The following is a 16,587-nucleotide window of genomic DNA, read 5'->3' on the forward strand; positions in this document are numbered from 1 at the left end:
CAGGCGGTACAGCGGATCTTTGATGCGTCCGTTCATGACCGTGTAAAGACCCGGCTGAATGAAATCCTGCACCGTCACGCTGTTGTAGTCGTTGCGGGCGTAGCGCTGGTTACCGCCCAGGGTGATGTCCACGCCAAGGTCTCCGAAAGTTTTATTGGCACCCAAAATGAAGTCCAAGTTCCGCTCGACGTTCTGGCGCACATCCTGCGTAAACTGACCGTTGACGAAGCCAATGGGCGCTTTGGGAATAGGCGCGTAGCCGTTGGGAATGTTATACTCCTGGTTACGGACGTAAGAATCCTGCGCGAGACGACCCTGCAAATACAACCAGTCGGTAAACTGGTACTTCAGCGCTACGTTACCGAACAAGCGGCTGCGATCCGTATTCTCGAACTTGTTACTCATCGAGTAGTAGGGATTGTTCCGCACCAGAAAGCGCGAGAACACGAACTCGTCGCCGTTGTCCAGCGTCTGATTTTGCTGCAACGCCTCGAAAGGCATGGAATTGGCCAGCGTGAAAATGACGGTCGAAACCGCCAGGTCTTGCGTGTTCAACTGCGGCGGGTTGATGTTCTTTTCCAGCGAGTAGTTGATGTTGCCCGTGGCGGTCAGTTTGCTGGTTATATTTTGGGTAAAGCCCAGGTTGATGACTTTGCGGTTGAAGGTGTTATTGGGCATGATACCCTTGTTGTCGGTATTGCCCAGGGACAGGCTGAACCCACCATTCTGGCCGTTGTTGGATACCGTCACGGTATTGGTGAAGTTGGTACCCGTGCGATAGAATTGGCTCACGCGGTTACGGACGGGTTCGTAGGGCCAGGTTTCGTTGTCGAACAGCGTCTGCGTCATGCCCGGCTCGAACCTCTCGCCAAAGCTCCAAACGCCCGAAGTCGGTTTATCGGTAGTGGGTCGCTTGCCGCCTTCGCCTTGTCCGTATTCGTACTGATAATCAGTAAAATCCAGCGGCGTGTCGGTCGTGTAGTTGGTGTTGTACGTCACGCCGAAGCCCTTACCCGAACCCCGGTTTTTGGTCGTGATCATCACCACGCCGTCCTTGGCGCGGGAGCCGTAGAGGGCGGCGGCGGTCGCACCTTTCAATACGGTCATCGTCTCGATGTCGTCGGGGTTGATGCTGCTCAGACCGTCGCCGCCATCGGAGGCGTTGGACGAGCGGCTGCCGAAATCGCCACCGATGGCGTAGTTGGAGTTGTCGATCGGCACCCCGTTGACCACGATCAGCGGCGAGTTGTTACCGCTGAACGACGACTGCCCGCGAATACGGATTTTGGCCGTACCTGCCGGACCCGTTCCCATTGAAGTGATGTTCACGCCCGCCATTTTGCCCTGCAAGCCGCTCACGAAGTTAGGCGTGCGGTTAGTTGAAATCTGGTCGGCATCGACGGTGGCCGTGGCGTAACCGAGGGTTTTGGCCTCGCGCTTGATACCCAGGGCCGTCACAATCACTTCGGTCAGGTTCTTGGATTCTTCGGCCAACTGCACATCGACTACAGAGCGCGAACCTACGGCCAGAGTTTGAGTTTCGTAACCGATGTAGGAGAATACCAGTGAGGCATCGGAAGCGGCGGCAATCGTGTAGTTGCCATTGGCGTCGGTGGTAGTGCCACGGTTGGTACCACTCACCAGCACGTTCACGCCCGGCAGGCCAGCGCTCGCCTGGTCAGTCACTTTACCCGTGATGCTAGGTGCCTGGGCGAAGACCAGGCCCTGGCCCAGAAGCAGCAGCGTGAAGAGAAGAGAAGTAAGTTTTCTTTTCATGTAATAAGAAAGGGTTTAGAAATAGTTGATTATGATTTATTTGAAAAGAAATTATGAATTGCTTTAACGATTAAGCATTTGAAGTGAAAACATTTTATGACAAAGCCCAAAAGGCGATACTCTGTCCGGTCGTAGTTGGTGGAATTATTATAAAAAAGTAGAGATGAGGTCTTTGCTAAGTTTCAGAATCTAGTAATTACCCTGATTTTCAAATAGTTATTTGAGAATTCTGAAATAGTCAGGCGTAAATATTCAACGGGAGTGGTCAAATTATTTTAAAAACGCAACGCAAAGCGAGTAACTGCTTAAAAGCAAATCCGGTACTATGAGGTGAAAATGTATGGTTTTAGTAAAGTGATCCAAAAGTATGCTTAACCGTTTAAACGACAAAATCCTTTTAAGAAAATTTTGCAAGAAAATCTCAACAAAAGGCAAAAAACGGCGTTTCTGACACGTTGAGGCTGAAAATAATGCAAAGAAAAATTTAATGAGGCTAGTATTGTGAGCAGGAGAATCGAGGGGTTTTTCGTTTTTATGCTTAAAAAACACAGTGATGGAACTGACCGATAAACAGATAAAACATATCGCCGAAGAACTACAAATGGGCATGAAGTGCTACGTCCATCGTGAAAGTGGAAAGGCCATTTCTTTTCCTGACCCCAATCGGCTCATGGCAACGGACGACGAGTATTGGCAGGAACAAATTACGGAAATCGATGCGCACCCTGACGACTATCAGGAAATTGACCCTATGAGCAGCCATCGAAGTTTCGAGGTGATGGAGGAATTCGCCGAAGAATTAACCCCAGGAGCCTTCCGAACCCGTTTGCTGGACGTCCTGGGCCGCGCCAAACCATTCCGCCATTTCAAATATGAGATCGAAGGCTCCGAATATCGCGAACAATGGTTCGCCTTTCGGGATCAGGAAATGACGGAATGGGTTGGGAAGCAGTTATAAATTGCAGTCGAAGACAGACAGAAGTCAATCGTCGTCATCCTCCTTCCCCGCCAATTTCTTCGGGTACTTTTCCCGGCCCTTGGCCGCAAACCAGAGGATGCGGTTCATCACATCGTCGTGGCCGCTATCGATCAGGTCGAATTCCGGGCGCAGCGATAGTTCGGCGTAGTGCCGAGCCTTGCCGTTCAGCTCCGAAAGGGAAGGGTTCATTTTGTCGAGCGGAATGATGTTTGGTAAGGCCGCGTACTGGTAGCTCGACGCCTCACTGACGAAGCAATCGAACATCGGCAAGGCTGTGGCGTCGATAACGTTCATGGGCGGAATGCCCAGAATCTGCTCGATGGTGCGGATGACGGAGGTTTGGTTGTAGTTGGTGGAAACCGTCCGCTGCAAACGGCTGTACGGACTAATGACCTGCCCCGTGGTGCGGTAAGCCGATACGTGATCCCAACCCGCCTGCGAATCGTCTTCGGTGACGAAAATGACCGTGTTTTTCCAAAACTTACTCTTCGCGATTGCCTCCACGATGCGCCCAAGAGCCAAGTCGTTATCGGCCATCATGGCTTCAGGGCGCGGGTAGCCGGGCCGGGTACCCACAGTGTGATCCACCGAGAGGGCCATCATCGTGAGTTCTGGGAACTGGTCGCCGTCCATTCTTTCGTAAGCTTCAAGCTCCTCGATAAAGGCCGACGCACGGATTTGGTCGGGGATTTTCATATCGTCCGAGCCAGGGAAGGTTTGCGAGAGCAGCGGCAGCACGCTGGAAATGGTAGTGGTGTTTTTAAACTCAAAAGGCTTACCCGCCAGGTAGTTGGCGTAATGTTCGGTCCAGCTAATGCTCTTGTCGTAGCGTGGCTGGCAGGCCTCGCCGTAGATGCGTACCGACTTGCCGTGGTCACGGGCGTTGTCCCACAGGAAACCGTTTTTATGGTACACCAACGCGTCTTCCTGCACGTGCGGGTAGCTGCGAAACCACGAGCGGACGTTCTTTTCTACGTAGTCGCTCACCATGCCGGCGTCGGCCCACTGATGTCCCTCGGCGGAGCATTTGCCCGATACATAGTAATTGTCCAGCAGCACGAAGTCCGTGGTCAGTTTGTGCTGATTAGGCGTTACTTCTTGTCCAAAGATGCACAGCGAGGCATCCCCTTTCCCCGACGGAATATCTCCGAAAACCTGATCGTAGGTGCGGTTTTCCTTAATAATGTATACGACGTGCTTAAATACCGACGGCTCACCAATGCGCTCCGGCACGGGAACGGGCGCGACCTTACGGCGGGGCAAAAGCCGCGCGATCTCGACCCGGAAGCCGAGGTTCTGATCTTTCACTTGTTGGGTAAAAGCCGTGAGTTTCCCTTCGGTGGGCAGTGGAATAATCGACAGCGTAGCCCGCTGACGGTGCGAGTTGTATGAGCCAATTTCGGTATTATCTAAATCGCGATCGGGATCTTTTTGGTTGATCCGGGCACCTTCTCCTTCCAGATTACTGACGTACAGGTTTCCTGCGTCAAGGTCGATGCCCGCCGGGTAAGCTTCGGAGGGGATGAAACCCGCAACGCGGCTCTCGCCTACGCCGACTCCTGACGCTTTCGCGCCTAACTTTACTACGGCTAAAGCATTGTCCATTCCATTGGCAACGTACAAAGTAGTTCCACTGGGGTCCAGCGCCAGCGCATTAGGTGTATCGCCCAAAAAACCGAGCTCACCCGGAAATAGCTGGACGGAAATGGTTTCCCGCACAGCCAATTCCGCCGTAGAAATCACCGACACATTGTCACTGTTGCCGTTGGCGACATACACGAACTTACCGCTGGCGTTGGCAATGATGTCGTTTGGATGCAAGCCTACGCTGATTTCCTTAATTAGTTTTCCATCATTCAAATCGTACACGCCCACCGTTCCTTCGCTGGTGGCACCCGTTTTAGGGTTGATAAATGCTGCGCCATAAGGGACGCCTGCCGTTTCCCGCGTGGCGTTTGCCCCAGGCATGGCACCCGCCCAATTGCTAACGAATACTTTCCCTTGCGCCAGTACAAGGCCGTAGGGCGCGACACCCGTCGGTGATTTCCAAACCTGCTTTTTGGTAACTAAGTCCAACTTTATAAGTTGATTGTTCCCATTCAGCACGACGTACAGATAATCTTTGCCCTGCTCGGTCGCAATGGCCACTTCGTTGGGCAAGGCCAGGGGCGACTCGCCTTCGGGGGCGTAGGCAAAGGAATTGGTGATCCCAATTTTACCGTCCTTCCAGGTCGCTTCCAGCACCAGTGAGTTCTTGTCGCCCTTGTTGGCCGCGCTCCAAAAAAAGCGCGTCGCGTCGTTTTTCTGAAAAACCTGAATGCCCGAATAGGTACTGGTCAAGCTCTTGAATTCCTTTTCCTGCTTGTAAGACCAGCGATCCAAAATCTTTTGCTTGTCGATGTCGATCACCGCAATACCGTAGCGATCTTCCACGACCAGCAGCGAACTACCCGGAATTTTCCGCAGATCCAACGTATGGTTTTCTAGATCGGTATCGCCGTAGCGGATCACCGTCCCGGCGGGGTCGATGATGCGGTTATAGGGCATCAGTAGCGGCAGCGTGTTGCGGTTGAGAGTGCTGTCGTCGTAAGGAATTCGCGGGTTGACGATGGCTACGTTCTGGTAGCCGGGCGGAGTGGTACGGCAGGAACCGAGCGTAAGAATTACCGTGGGGAAAAGCAGGTACCGGATGATTTTTGAAGCAGACATAAGCAGGGGATTTACCATAATTCGACGCCAATATAGTCGAACGAGGTTGAAAGAGAAGGGCCTAACGGCGTTCTTTGCACAAATTTAATAAACCCGTGACCGAAGAAATCAATCAGCCGTTCCCTGCCACTTACCCAAAAATCGATGCGGCCACCCAGGCCAGTGGCTTCACCATGCCCTCCGACCCGCTGACCTGCGCTCTGTTGCGCACCCTCGCCGCTGCCAAACCCGGCGGAAAGTTCTTGGAACTAGGTACCGGAACTGGCCTGGCCACGGCCTGGATTCTGGATGGTATGGACACGGAGGCCTCGCTGGTTTCGTTCGATAACGACGCGACCTTGCTGGTGATTGCCGAAGAATTTTTGGGAGAAGACAAACGCCTGACGCTGGTAGATGCCGACGGCGAAGCGTGGGTAAAAGCCAATGCCGGGCAAAAGTTCGACTACATCTTTGCCGATACCTGGCACGGCAAGTACCTGCTGCTGGACGAAGTGCTGGCGATGCTGAATCCCGGTGGCCTCTACCTCGTAGACGATATGATACCGCAACCCAACTGGCCCGAAGGCCACGCGGAGAAAGCTGCGAACTTTGTGAAGTACTTGGAATCGAGAGGTGATCTACTCGTGTCCAAATTGCATTGGGCTACGGGGGTGATCGTGGCGGTGAAGCGGTGATTGGGTAAGTACTGTCAATGGCTGAATTTCTTAACCAAGGATCAACTACTACTTTTTTGCGGGTACGCCTTTCGGCTGAAAATCAGGGTGGCCCGCCTGCCAGAGGGCGAAGGCGTACATATTGGCAAAGTTGCGGAAGGTCACGGCCTTGTCTTCGGTGAAGTGGCCGTTGTCGTAGTTGACCTGCATCACAACGGGCTTGCCTGACGCGGTGGCGTTTTGCAGGGCGGCGGCAAACTTGCCCGGCTGCCAGGCAATCACGCGCGGGTCGTTCATGCCGCCGATGCACATCACGGCGGGATATTTGGTGCCGTCCTGCACGTGCTGGAATGCATCCATTTCGTAGAGCGCCATGCACTGCACCGAGTCTTTGACGGTGCCGAACTCCGGCGCGTTGACGGGGCCGTTGGGCGTTTCTTCTGCCCGGATTGGGTTAGAAACGCTCACATTGCTGATGGCAGCCGCAAACAGATCGGGTCGTTCGGTAATGGCGCGGCCAATGAGGATGCCGCCCGCCGATGTACCTTCGCCGATGAGGTGCTGCGGGCTGGTGTAGCCGTTTTTGACGAGGTATTCCCCACTCGATATGAAATCTTTCCAGGTATTGGGTTTGGTGGTTTGAAAACCGGCTCTGTACCAGTCTTGCCCTTTTTCAGAACCTCCACGGGGATGCGTCTCGGCCAGGATTACGCCCTGGTTGAGGAGGGCTAAGTTCCGACGGCTAAAATAAGGCGTGGCCGAATATCCGTAGGCTCCGTAGCCAGTCATGAAACAAACTGCGCTGCCGTCGCGCTTCAGCCCTTTCTTATAGACTAAGGAGAGCGGCACTATCACTCCGTCGTGGCCCGAAATTTCGAGCTCCTCCACCACTAAATCCGCCACGCCGGGGTAGTTTGGCTGCACGTCGAACGCGCTAACGACTATTTTTTTGCTATCGGCATCGTAATCATAGGCCGTGCCGGGATTGTTCCAGGAGGTGGTGTATGCCAGCACCTCGTTACTGCGGGGAGCATCGTAGGTTACGACGCCCATCGTGCCGGTGCCGGGAATAGGGACGTCGGCCCATTGGTTGGTGCGGGTGTCGTACTGCCGGATTTGGTCATTGATGCCGTCGTTGAGGATCACGAACAGTAAGTCTTTGCTCGAGCCCATGCTGGTAATGTTCTTTGCTCCTTCGGCCAGCAACACCGTAGCCGTAGCTACATCGGGTTTTTGCGCATCCGTGACCAGAATCTTGCCCTTCGGCGCTCCCTTTACGCTCCGCAAAAACAGGCGATTGCCTATCTTGACAAAACCATACACACTGTCCGTGGCAGCAGCCAGTCGCTTCCAGGCTATAGTCGGATTAGTCAACTCAGCTGGCGTGGCAAAAAACGCATCGACCCGGTTATCGACCGAGCCCAGTATGCCGTATAGCTGACTGTCGTCGTCGGAGAGGAAAATGAATGGATAGTGGTCGGGTCGGATGCCGAGGTTCGGGTACTTGGCCCGCGACAGAATTTCGAGGTCGCTGCCGGGGTCGGCACCGAGTTGGTGCAGCCGCATTTTAGTGTCCAGATTACCTTTAGGATCTTTGGTGTCGGTCGAGTTGTTGGGCAGGTACAATATACTGGTGTTGTCAGGCAACCACTCAATCTGTCCGCCAAACACCGCCGTCAGGCTTTCAGGGCTGAAGGTTTTGGTTGCGATGTCCATGAAGCGCACAGTCGAGAGTTCCGCCCCGCCTTCCTGCAAACCGATGGCCATTTTTTTGCCGTCATCACTGGGCGTGAAGGCTGTCATCAGATAGGTTTTGGTTTTGTCGTAGGTGGTAGGGTCGAAGAGCAGGGTTTCCGAGCCATTTTTGCCTTCGCGTGCGTACAGTTTACCCGCATTTTCACTGGGCAGGGTTTTGCGGTAGAAATAGGTGTTACCTTGTTTTTTGATTTCCCCGTAGCGCACGGAAAGTAGCTTATCATAGTCCACAAACGTCTGGATGAGCTTGTCCCGGCCAGGAATCTGAGCCAGCATGGCATTGGTGTAGTCGCCCTGAGCTTTAAACCAGGCTTGGGTTTCGGGGTTACTCATGTCTTCAAGCCAGCGGTAATTATCAACTACTTTCTTGCCAAAATAAGTGTCGGTCACGGGCCGTTTGGGCGTTTTGGGCAGACTTGATTTGGCTGGCATTTGGGCGCTGGCGGTCAGGCCGACGAGCAAGGCCGTAATTAAGGTCAAGAACTTTGTCATGATTGCTGGGATAGACTGGTTGGCATAAATTTACCCGATTAGTCGCGGAGAAAAAAGTATTGGAAACACTTTTGAGCGAACGGTTTCCCAGCCTTCCCTTATCGATCCCATGAACGTGTTCTGTTCATACCCAAAATTTAAAAACTGCCAGAAAAGAAAAAACGGATTTTCACACCAGGCTGAACGCCAGGAGATGCTTGCTCACCGCGTCATATACTCCCAACTCACCTTTCCGTACCGCCACTCCCGCCCCTGCGTCGGCAACTGCTGTCCCTTCCCGTCTTTGACTTCCAGCTTCGTCCAGCCGAAATTCCCTTTTTCGTAGTCGAAGGTTTCGCCATCGTCGTCGTAGAGGTTAAAACTACCCGGCTGGGCACCATAATAACGCACCGTAAGCGGCAGTACTTCGTCTTTGGTCGGTGAGTGCAGAGTGGCCGGAATCATGGGGATGATACCGCCGTCCTTCACGAAAAGTGGGATTTTATCCAGCCCGGCGGAATGGTCGACTTCGATGGTTTCGCCACCGCCGACATACTTTCCGGTGTAGAAATCGTACCATTTTCCCTGGGGCAAAATCACGCGTCGTTTTGGCTCTTCGGCAAACAACGGCGCGACCAACAGGTAGTCGCCGACCATGAACTGGTCTTTTATATCCTTGCGTACAGCCATAGCGTAGGGGTTATCGGTGGCGTCGAACTTCCCGGCAACGACTGTCCCCGCGTCGGCAAAGCCCTCCACCAGGTTCATGGCCCGAATGGGCGGTTTGCCCTCGAAATGGTATTGTGCAAAGGTCGTGTAGAGGTACGGCAGCAACTGCATCCGTAGCTGCATGACCTCCTTCACCTGCTCGGCTACTTCGGGATAGGTCCAGGGTTTGATGCCGCTGGCCCAGGCGTTGAGCATTGCCATCGGCGAAAAGCACACCGCCTGCATCCGCCGCAGCCACTCTTCGGCGGTTTTGGACGAGCGCGCCTCGGGTGTCCAAAGTACCCCGATGAAGCTGCTATTGCAGAGGGCCGTGATGAAATCCTTGTGGTTGTAATAGTCGTTATAAATAACGTAGGGCATCGCCGAGGCCCCGGCATTGGTGGCCCTCGTCAGGCCGTAAGTACGCTGGTTCCTGGCCCGGAACCACTCCACCGTCATTTTCTGGAACTGCAGCCCGTAGGTTTGTCGCACCTGCTCGGCGGCGTAGCCCGATGGGAACCTGGCGATATCCGGCCACAGCCAGCGGTCGTAGCCGTCGGTTTCGTCCACTTTGTAGCCCGACACGCCCAAATCGACGCCCTGCGCAGTAAAGTGTTTTTTGAATGATTCGCGGGCGGGTTTAAGATTAAAATCAGGCACCACACCCACCCACACCGTGTGCGAAGCGGTGTAAGGCAGAATGTCTTTGTAAATCGGCGAATGCGACGACACATAGGGATTGATCCAGAGATTGGCCCGGATGTTTTTGGCCAACAATTTATCCAGAAAAGGCTTGGGCTGCGGGTAACGCGTACTGTCCCACACGAAGCTGTTGGGGTATGCATGCGACTGCCATCCCGGTTCCAGGCCAATGATACTCAGCGGGTAGCCTTTCTGCTCAAAATCCTTCACCTCTTGCAGTACTTGCTGATCGGTAAAGAGCGTTGGCGTGCGGTGGACAAACCCCAGGCCCCATTTCGGGGGCAGAGTACCCCCGCCGCAATAAAGATTATACCGCTGCACGACTTCCATCGCATTCTTACCCGCAAAAACATAAACTTCCGTCCCCGGCGCGGGCACCAGCTCATCCACGGCATCGGAGTAGGGTTGGGCGTTCCAGTTTTTCTGGGTATTGCGGTTCATCTCTTCCGGTGGACTTTTACTATCCTTCCGTACCGCCGAACCTGCGTACACCGTCACATATCGGGCCGAGTTGATAAGTACCCCATAGCCCCGATCCGAAACGTAGAAAGGTACTGGGGCATGGGTGCGGCCGTCATCCTTTCCGCCGTAATGGTCCACGTGCAGGGTTTTGATCGTACCGCGCTGCTGCACGGACTTGAAGTTCAGCCCCAAGCCGTAGAGTTGCTCGTCCTTGTGTAGCGGGAAACGCAGGTACGCTTTGCCGTCGGTGAGTTCGTGGGTACTTTGTTTTAATTCATTGGGAAAAACCGGAGTACCCAGCTTTTGCAATGCCTCGACGCGTGGCTGGATTTCGGCCACGCCCAGTAGGGTAAGTTTTTCCGGCTTGCCCACCGTAGCTTTCCATACGCCGGGGGCTACTTGCTGCCATTGGAAAGTGGTGGTTTGGGCAAAGAGAGAAAATGGGAAGAATAGGGCTAGGGCGAAAATATTTTTCATCGAAAGTCAAGCGCTCGTTTTAATTCTAAAATCAGATAATTTGGAGTGTACGACTTTTCTGTGCCAACACTACCCTATTGCAATCGCTCTCTTACCAAAGGAGATGGTATGAATGCAGAAAAGCTGCCTTTCTAAGAAATATCCTTTCCGCTACACAAAGCTTTCCTCATTATGAAAATTTATTGGCTGCTTCTTTTTCTGACAATTTCCCCGTTGGCCAGTGCCCAGTGGAAACTGGTATGGTCGGATGAGTTCAACGATGACGGTTCACCCAATCCTCTGAAATGGAAGTACGAACAGGGCTTCGTACGCAATAACGAGCTGCAATGGTACCAACCCGATAATGCCCATTGCCGGGACGGTCTGCTGGTTATAGAAGGCCGAAAAGAGCAGAAGCCCAACCCAAACTACCAACCCGGCAGCGACAACTGGAAAACCAAACGTCCGAATATTACCTACACTTCGTCCAGTCTGATTACCCGGAAGCTGCACCAGTGGCTGTACGGTCGCTTTGAGATGCGGGCGCGAATCGACACGCGCCCCGGCCTGTGGCCCGCCTTCTGGACGTTGGGTGTCGAGGGTGAGTGGCCCGCGAACGGAGAGATCGACATCATGGAGTACTACCGGGGGATGCTGCTGGCTAACGCCGCCTGGGCTTCTGGCCAGCGGTACAAAGCTAAATGGGATGATTCCCGAAAGCCAATTTCTGAATTTGCCGATCCTGCCTGGTCGGAAAAGTTTCATGTATGGCGGATGGACTGGGACGAGAAGCGCATCGCGCTCTACGTGGACGACCAGCTGCTGAACGAAGTAAATTTGGAAGAGACCTACAATGCATCAGGCGACAAGAAGAATCCCTTTCGAGACCCTCATTACCTGATTTTGAATATGGCGATCGGCGGCGACAACGGGGGCGACCCTTCGTCCACTGATTTTCCGGCGCGCTTTGAAGTGGATTATGTGCGGGTGTTTCAGAAAGAGTAATTATTGTCTCACTCCACAGCTATCCCCATCATCCGCATTAATTCGCTAGCATTGAAACTCTGACAAATACCCTCGTGTAGGCGATAATCAAAGGTAAGTTTCCCATCCTGTACGTCGGAGCGGAAGTGGAAGTTCTGGACGTAGGGTTGCGTCGCACCCCATTCGCCAAGTTCGAGGTCGTGGGTAGAGACCATGCCGGAGGCGGGGAGCGGATGCAGTTGGCGGATGAGGGCTTCAGCGCCCCGATGCCTGTCGGCGGAGTTAGTGCCTTTCAGGATTTCATCTAGCAGGTAAAAAACGGGTAGAGCCAGGTCGGGTGTTGCTGAAAGCTCGAGCAGTTGCCGCAGCCGTTTCAACTCGGCGTAGAAGGACGAGGTATTCTCCACCAGTGAGTCCTGCGTCCTCATGCTACTGAAAACCTGCACGGGCGCACAGGCCAGGCTATTGGCGCAGACGACGGTACCCGTTTGCGCCAGCACCAGATTGATGCCGACGGTACGCAGAAAGGTACTTTTACCCGACATATTGGAACCCGTCACCAGCATCGTATGACCCGTACCAATCAGAGAAAAATCGTTGCTGACCCGCGCATCGGCGGGGATAAGCGGATGACCCAGCTCTACGGCTTCGATGCGAATATTTTCTTCCCAGTCTACTTTTGGCAGCGGGTAGGCCGGGTTAGCAAAGGCGAAGCCCGCAAGGCTATTCATCGCTTCAATGTCAGCCAGGGCATCCAACCAAGCGGCCAGTTCCTCGCCATGTTCCTTTTTCCATTTTTCAAGAGCGGCCAGGCAGTGCAAATCCCACAGAAAGGGAATTCCCACAAGGGCGATAAAGATTGGGTGCAAACGGTAATCCAGCCGGGCGAACCATTGTCCCGCCGAACGGATGGCCGTGGGGGCTTGAGCCGTTAGCTTTTGTCGCAACTGCCACCAACGTGATTGGTAAGGAGCATCATTGGCTAGTTCCAGCAGGTCGGCGTAGGCAACCAGCGTCAGGCCGAGATCGGTTGTTCGGTGGGTGAGGTCTTGAATGCCCGCGTTATAGCGTTTCAAAATGAACCCTTGCCACAGAATACTTAACAAAAAAAACCAGCCGGACAGGATTCCTGTCACAGCCAATACGCCCAGGATCACCGTCACGATGGGCCACCACCGCCAGTTCAATGATTTTTGCAGCGGCTCGCTCATGACCTCACCTGCCCAGGTTCGCAAAGCCCCTACTTGCTGCGAGGCGTGTTCGTGCAGCAGAGCGGTAGCTTCCCAGCCTTGTCTCCAGTCGGCAGCTTGTTTGAATTCTTCGACGGCCTCCTGCCGCATCAGAATTTCGTCCAGCGGAGCGGGGCGGGTGAGCCATTGCGCCAGGCGGCGACTCCCCTCGTCGGTGCGGCTGCGGTTGAGGAGACGGTAGAGCGAGTGCTTGCCAAAAACATCGAGGTCGGTGGCGTAGGGATGAAGCGGGTCGGTAAATTGGTCGCCCGTTTCGGGCCGCAAGAATCTAAAATCCAGCCGCGCCAGTTCGTCGGTATTGACAGTTTGTAGATTGCGCAGAAAGTTGCGCCGCCGCTTGGCCCGCTGCTGCCGTCCCATAAGGACGACGAAAACGGCGCCAGCTATTAGTCCGAGAATCCCCCAAAGCGGCTGATTCTGATTACTCCATAAGCCCAGTGAAACAACCAACGCCACAAAAGTCAACAGTCTGCCCCCGGCCAGGCCGTTAAAAAGCTGCTGTGCTGCTTCTTCCTTCTCGGCAGCATCCTTAGACACCGCCTCAAAGTACTCAGCTGGTGAAGGGATTTTGTTCATATTATTTACTTCACCCAAAAACGAAAAACCTTATTAGAAAATGGGGTGGTTGGCTACCCGCCAATGTTTTGAACTACCTGCTAACTAAACTTCCGCTGTTTCAAACTGCAACTTGATCAGATTAGCATACAGTCCGTTGTCGATCAAAGCCAACTGATTGTGCGAGCCGGACTCTACAATCTGCCCTTCCCGGATCACATAAATCGTGTCTACTTTACGGATGGTGGCAAGGCGGTGAGCGATGACTATCGTTGTGCGATTTTTCATTAATTCGTCCAGCGCCGACTGCACTAACTGCTCGCTTTCGGCGTCGAGCGAACTCGTAGCCTCGTCGAGAATCAGGATTTTGGGGTCTTTCAGGATGGCCCGCGCGATGGCTACGCGTTGCCGCTGTCCGCCCGAAAGCTTCACGCCGCGCTCGCCGACGATCGTCTGCATTCCTTCGGGAAACGAGTCAATGAATTGCAGAGCGTTGGCCTTCCGGGCTGCTTCCCGCACTTCATCCGATGGGGCACCGGGCCGACCGTAGGCGATGTTCTCTTCGATTGTACCGCCGAACAGCATAACTTCTTGCGGCACGATGGCCATCATACTCCGCAATGCACTGAGCGGATAGGACGCTACATCGACGCCATCTACCATAATTTTACCTTCCTGTGGATCGTAAAAGCGCATGAGTAATTGCACGATAGTGGATTTGCCCGCCCCGCTGTATCCGACAAGCGCGATTTTTTCGCCAGCTGCTACCTCGAACGAAATGCCTTTTAGTACTTTCACATCGGATCGTGAGGGGTAGTTGAAGCGCACGTCATCGTACACAATGTTGCCCTCTACAGGTGGTATCGGCTTATCTTCCTGGCTAAGATCAACCTCAGACGTCTCGCCTAGAATCTCCACCAGCCGCTCGGACGAGCCAATAGTTTTGTTGATTTGCGCGTACATATCGCCCAATCCGCCCATGGCACCGCCAATGAAAGTGGTGTAGAGGACGAAGGTAAACAGGTCAGCGATGCTCAATTCACCCGCCTGCACCAGATTGGCACCGTACCAAATAACGCCCACGATGCCGCCGAAGAGCGCAAAAATGATGAAAGACACAAAGCCACCCCGAAAATTGGCCGCTTTGAGCGCGTTGTCCACCACCCGATCCAACGCCAAACGGTAGCGGTTCACCTCTAGCCGTTCATTGGTGAACGCCTTTACGACTTGCACCGACTGCAGCGTCTCTTCGGCGATGACGTTGGCCGCCGCCAGTTCGTCCTGCGCTTTCTTGGAAAGACGCCGAATGTACCGTCCGAAAAACATTGCCGCCAAAACCATGATCGGGAAAGTCGCCAGCATGAACATAGTCAGCTTCCAGGAAGTGAGCGAAATGAGCGTGACCCCCACAACCAGTGTGGCGATTTGCCGAAAAAATTCAGCGATGGTGAAGGAAAGCACATCCCGCAACTGCGTGACGTCGGATGTGATGCGGCTCGTTAGCTCGCCCACGCGCCGCTGCTCCAGAAAGCCAATGGGCAAGGTGATGATTCGACTATACACATCGCGTCGCACATCGGCCATAGCCCATTCGCTGACACGCGAGAACAAATAGATTCTCAGATAAGAGAAAATCGCCTGAAACACCAAAATAACGATCAGAACGCCTGTTATTTGGTTTATCGTGTATGAAGACTTTCCTTCAATCACTTCAATGATGCTGCCCACCAACTTAGGAAACGCCAGCGACGTACCCGTAGAAAGAATCAGAAAAATGAAGCCGACGATAAAGTGTCCCTTATAAGGAAGGGTGTAACGGAAAATTTCCAGGGTTTTCTTGAAACCCGTCCAACTCAATTTCTTCACGGCAAAAGGCGACTTGGAGGCATTTTCGTCCTCTTCGTCGTCACTCCGCCCAAATCTACTTCTAGCCATGTCTCTTTATATTTATGTAGTTCGGGGGCTAACGGCGGGGGCGACTCCTAACGAAAAATAAGCTCGTCTATATCCCATCGTATCCCACGCCGAAACACCCTCACTCATCAATCTGACCCTTGTACCCCGATTGTTGCAAAATCTGCCGGGCGTCGGGGTTGTTCATTAGTTCTTGCAAAGTTACGTCAGGGTTGTTGGCCAAGTACATACTAACGATGCGCCATCCGAGCCAGCGACCAATGCCACCCGGTACTTCTTCACCGATTTCGGGTGTAAAGGGCCGCTCCCCCACATACTTCTGTTTAATCTGTTCTGCTTTTTCGTAGAGCAGTTTGTTCTCTACCACGAAAGCCCACAACTGAGTTTGGCTGTTGTATGTTCGTGATAAGTCGCGCTCCGAGAAACCAAGTATCAAGCTGTCGGGCGTTTGCGGAATGCAATGTTTCACAAACTCGAATGCCTTGCCATAGCCGACCATGTCAGCCAGCAGCGTCCTATCCTGCGGATCGACCCGAACGTAATGATCCGACAGAAAGAATAAGATTGACGGCACGAGATATTCCGGCTGGTAGCGGCGCAACTGGTAGGTATATACCTGCGGACGATACGTGGCTTTCGGCCCACCAAAATATTCCAAACCTATGATAATCAAGCTATCCGATACGTAAAGATCATTACCCAGGAAGCCCGTTACAATAGTTTCTACCCGTGGTGGTTGGAAATCGGGGTAGTAGTATTTGAGATGTCGGAAGGCTTTTTCCAGGGGTTCTTTTATCTTGCCTTCCTTATTGCCCAGCAAAGAATCTACCTGGTATTTGAAACTTCGCAGTTCATTATTTCGTATCTGCCCGTAAAGGCTACTGGCCAGTGCTGTATCCTGTCCGTACCCCTCAAAATAAACCTTTTGGAGATAAGGATGACGATCAAGGAATGATTTTACTTCCGCTACGCTCTCACAGGCAAACAGCGCATCTTCGAGCGGCTCCATTTTTACTTCTGCCTGGATATCACTGAGGTCAGGTTCGCGGTCGGTAAGGGAGTCGCAGCCCGCCAGGAATAGAGCAAGGCCAAGAAAAACAAAAATTCGGTTGGGGTACATTCACTCGAAATAGGGGAACACGTTGGTCGAACACGCAAAAGTAGCTAAAAAGTTGCAGTCCCTATGTCCGAGAAAAATGACAAAACGATAAGT

General features: G+C 53.3%; 10 protein-coding genes. 3 read left to right on the forward strand and 7 right to left on the reverse strand.

Features of this window, described 5'->3' with window-relative positions; genetic code table 11:
* A partial coding sequence (locus tag ACEW8P_RS14895; protein WP_373513872.1) for a SusC/RagA family TonB-linked outer membrane protein occupies positions 1-1,776 on the reverse strand: 1,776 nt, incomplete at its 3' end.
* Between the two features lie 553 nt (positions 1,777-2,329).
* On the opposite strand from ACEW8P_RS14895, the gene ACEW8P_RS14900 reads away from it, so the two are divergent.
* The gene (locus ACEW8P_RS14900) at positions 2,330-2,734 is read left to right on the forward strand and encodes a UPF0158 family protein (RefSeq protein WP_373513873.1); all 405 of its coding nucleotides are present in this window, start codon (positions 2,330-2,332) and stop codon (positions 2,732-2,734) included.
* 24 nt (positions 2,735-2,758) lie between these two features.
* Here ACEW8P_RS14900 and ACEW8P_RS14905 read toward each other — a convergent pair whose 3' ends face one another.
* Positions 2,759-5,464 (reverse strand): bifunctional YncE family protein/alkaline phosphatase family protein, encoded by a 2,706-nt coding sequence (locus tag ACEW8P_RS14905; RefSeq protein WP_373513874.1) that lies wholly within the window; start codon positions 5,462-5,464, stop codon positions 2,759-2,761.
* Between the two features lie 74 nt (positions 5,465-5,538).
* Here ACEW8P_RS14905 and ACEW8P_RS14910 point away from each other — a divergent pair, with 74 nt between their 5' ends.
* On the forward strand, positions 5,539-6,138 hold the full coding sequence (locus ACEW8P_RS14910; protein ID WP_373513875.1) for an O-methyltransferase: 600 nt from the start codon (positions 5,539-5,541) through the stop codon (positions 6,136-6,138).
* Positions 6,139-6,186: 48 nt separating this feature from the next.
* Here the strand turns inward: ACEW8P_RS14910 and ACEW8P_RS14915 are convergent, their stop codons facing one another.
* Together ACEW8P_RS14915 and ACEW8P_RS14920 are read right to left on the reverse strand one after the other, a co-directional pair.
* Positions 6,187-8,364 carry a prolyl oligopeptidase family serine peptidase gene (locus ACEW8P_RS14915; protein WP_373513876.1) on the reverse strand — a complete coding sequence of 726 codons (2,178 nt, stop codon included), beginning with the start codon at positions 8,362-8,364 and terminating at the stop codon, positions 6,187-6,189.
* A 201-nt stretch (positions 8,365-8,565) separates the two neighbouring features.
* Positions 8,566-10,692: a TIM-barrel domain-containing protein gene (locus ACEW8P_RS14920; RefSeq protein ID WP_373513877.1), complete on the reverse strand. Its 2,127-nt coding sequence runs from the start codon at positions 10,690-10,692 to the stop codon at positions 8,566-8,568.
* 171 nt (positions 10,693-10,863) lie between these two features.
* Between ACEW8P_RS14920 and ACEW8P_RS14925 the strand changes: the two genes are divergently transcribed.
* Positions 10,864-11,676, forward strand: coding sequence for a family 16 glycosylhydrolase (locus ACEW8P_RS14925; protein WP_373513878.1), 813 nt, complete (start codon positions 10,864-10,866; stop codon positions 11,674-11,676).
* An 8-nt stretch (positions 11,677-11,684) separates the two neighbouring features.
* On the opposite strand, the gene ACEW8P_RS14930 is transcribed toward ACEW8P_RS14925, so the two are convergent.
* The 3 genes from ACEW8P_RS14930 to ACEW8P_RS14940 form a co-directional block, all read right to left on the reverse strand.
* Entirely contained in the window at positions 11,685-13,481 is a 1,797-nt protein-coding gene (locus ACEW8P_RS14930; RefSeq protein WP_373513879.1) for a DNA mismatch repair protein MutS, read from the reverse strand.
* 84 nt (positions 13,482-13,565) lie between these two features.
* A complete protein-coding gene (locus tag ACEW8P_RS14935; RefSeq protein WP_373513880.1) occupies positions 13,566-15,395 on the reverse strand; it encodes an ABC transporter ATP-binding protein in 1,830 nt (609 codons plus the stop codon).
* A gap of 100 nt (positions 15,396-15,495) precedes the next feature.
* Positions 15,496-16,494, reverse strand: coding sequence for a gliding motility protein (locus tag ACEW8P_RS14940; protein ID WP_373513881.1), 999 nt, complete (start codon positions 16,492-16,494; stop codon positions 15,496-15,498).
* Positions 16,495-16,587 lie beyond the last annotated feature (93 nt).

The organism is Persicitalea sp. (assembly GCF_041751555.1).
Taxonomy (GTDB): Bacteria; Bacteroidota; Bacteroidia; order Cytophagales; family Spirosomataceae; genus Persicitalea.

What these genes read in the sequence shown, in the direction of transcription:
- ACEW8P_RS14920 (WP_373513877.1), bottom strand. Translation starts at nt 10,692, where the DNA reads ATGAAAAATATTTTCGCCCTAGCCCTATTCTTCCCATTTTCTCTCTTT.
- ACEW8P_RS14900 (WP_373513873.1), top strand. Translation starts at nt 2,330, where the DNA reads ATGGAACTGACCGATAAACAGATAAAACATATCGCCGAAGAACTACAA.
- ACEW8P_RS14915 (WP_373513876.1), bottom strand. Translation starts at nt 8,364, where the DNA reads ATGACAAAGTTCTTGACCTTAATTACGGCCTTGCTCGTCGGCCTGACC.
- ACEW8P_RS14940 (WP_373513881.1), bottom strand. Translation starts at nt 16,494, where the DNA reads ATGTACCCCAACCGAATTTTTGTTTTTCTTGGCCTTGCTCTATTCCTG.
- ACEW8P_RS14925 (WP_373513878.1), top strand. Translation starts at nt 10,864, where the DNA reads ATGAAAATTTATTGGCTGCTTCTTTTTCTGACAATTTCCCCGTTGGCC.
- ACEW8P_RS14930 (WP_373513879.1), bottom strand. Translation starts at nt 13,481, where the DNA reads ATGAACAAAATCCCTTCACCAGCTGAGTACTTTGAGGCGGTGTCTAAG.
- ACEW8P_RS14905 (WP_373513874.1), bottom strand. Translation starts at nt 5,464, where the DNA reads ATGTCTGCTTCAAAAATCATCCGGTACCTGCTTTTCCCCACGGTAATT.
- ACEW8P_RS14935 (WP_373513880.1), bottom strand. Translation starts at nt 15,395, where the DNA reads ATGGCTAGAAGTAGATTTGGGCGGAGTGACGACGAAGAGGACGAAAAT.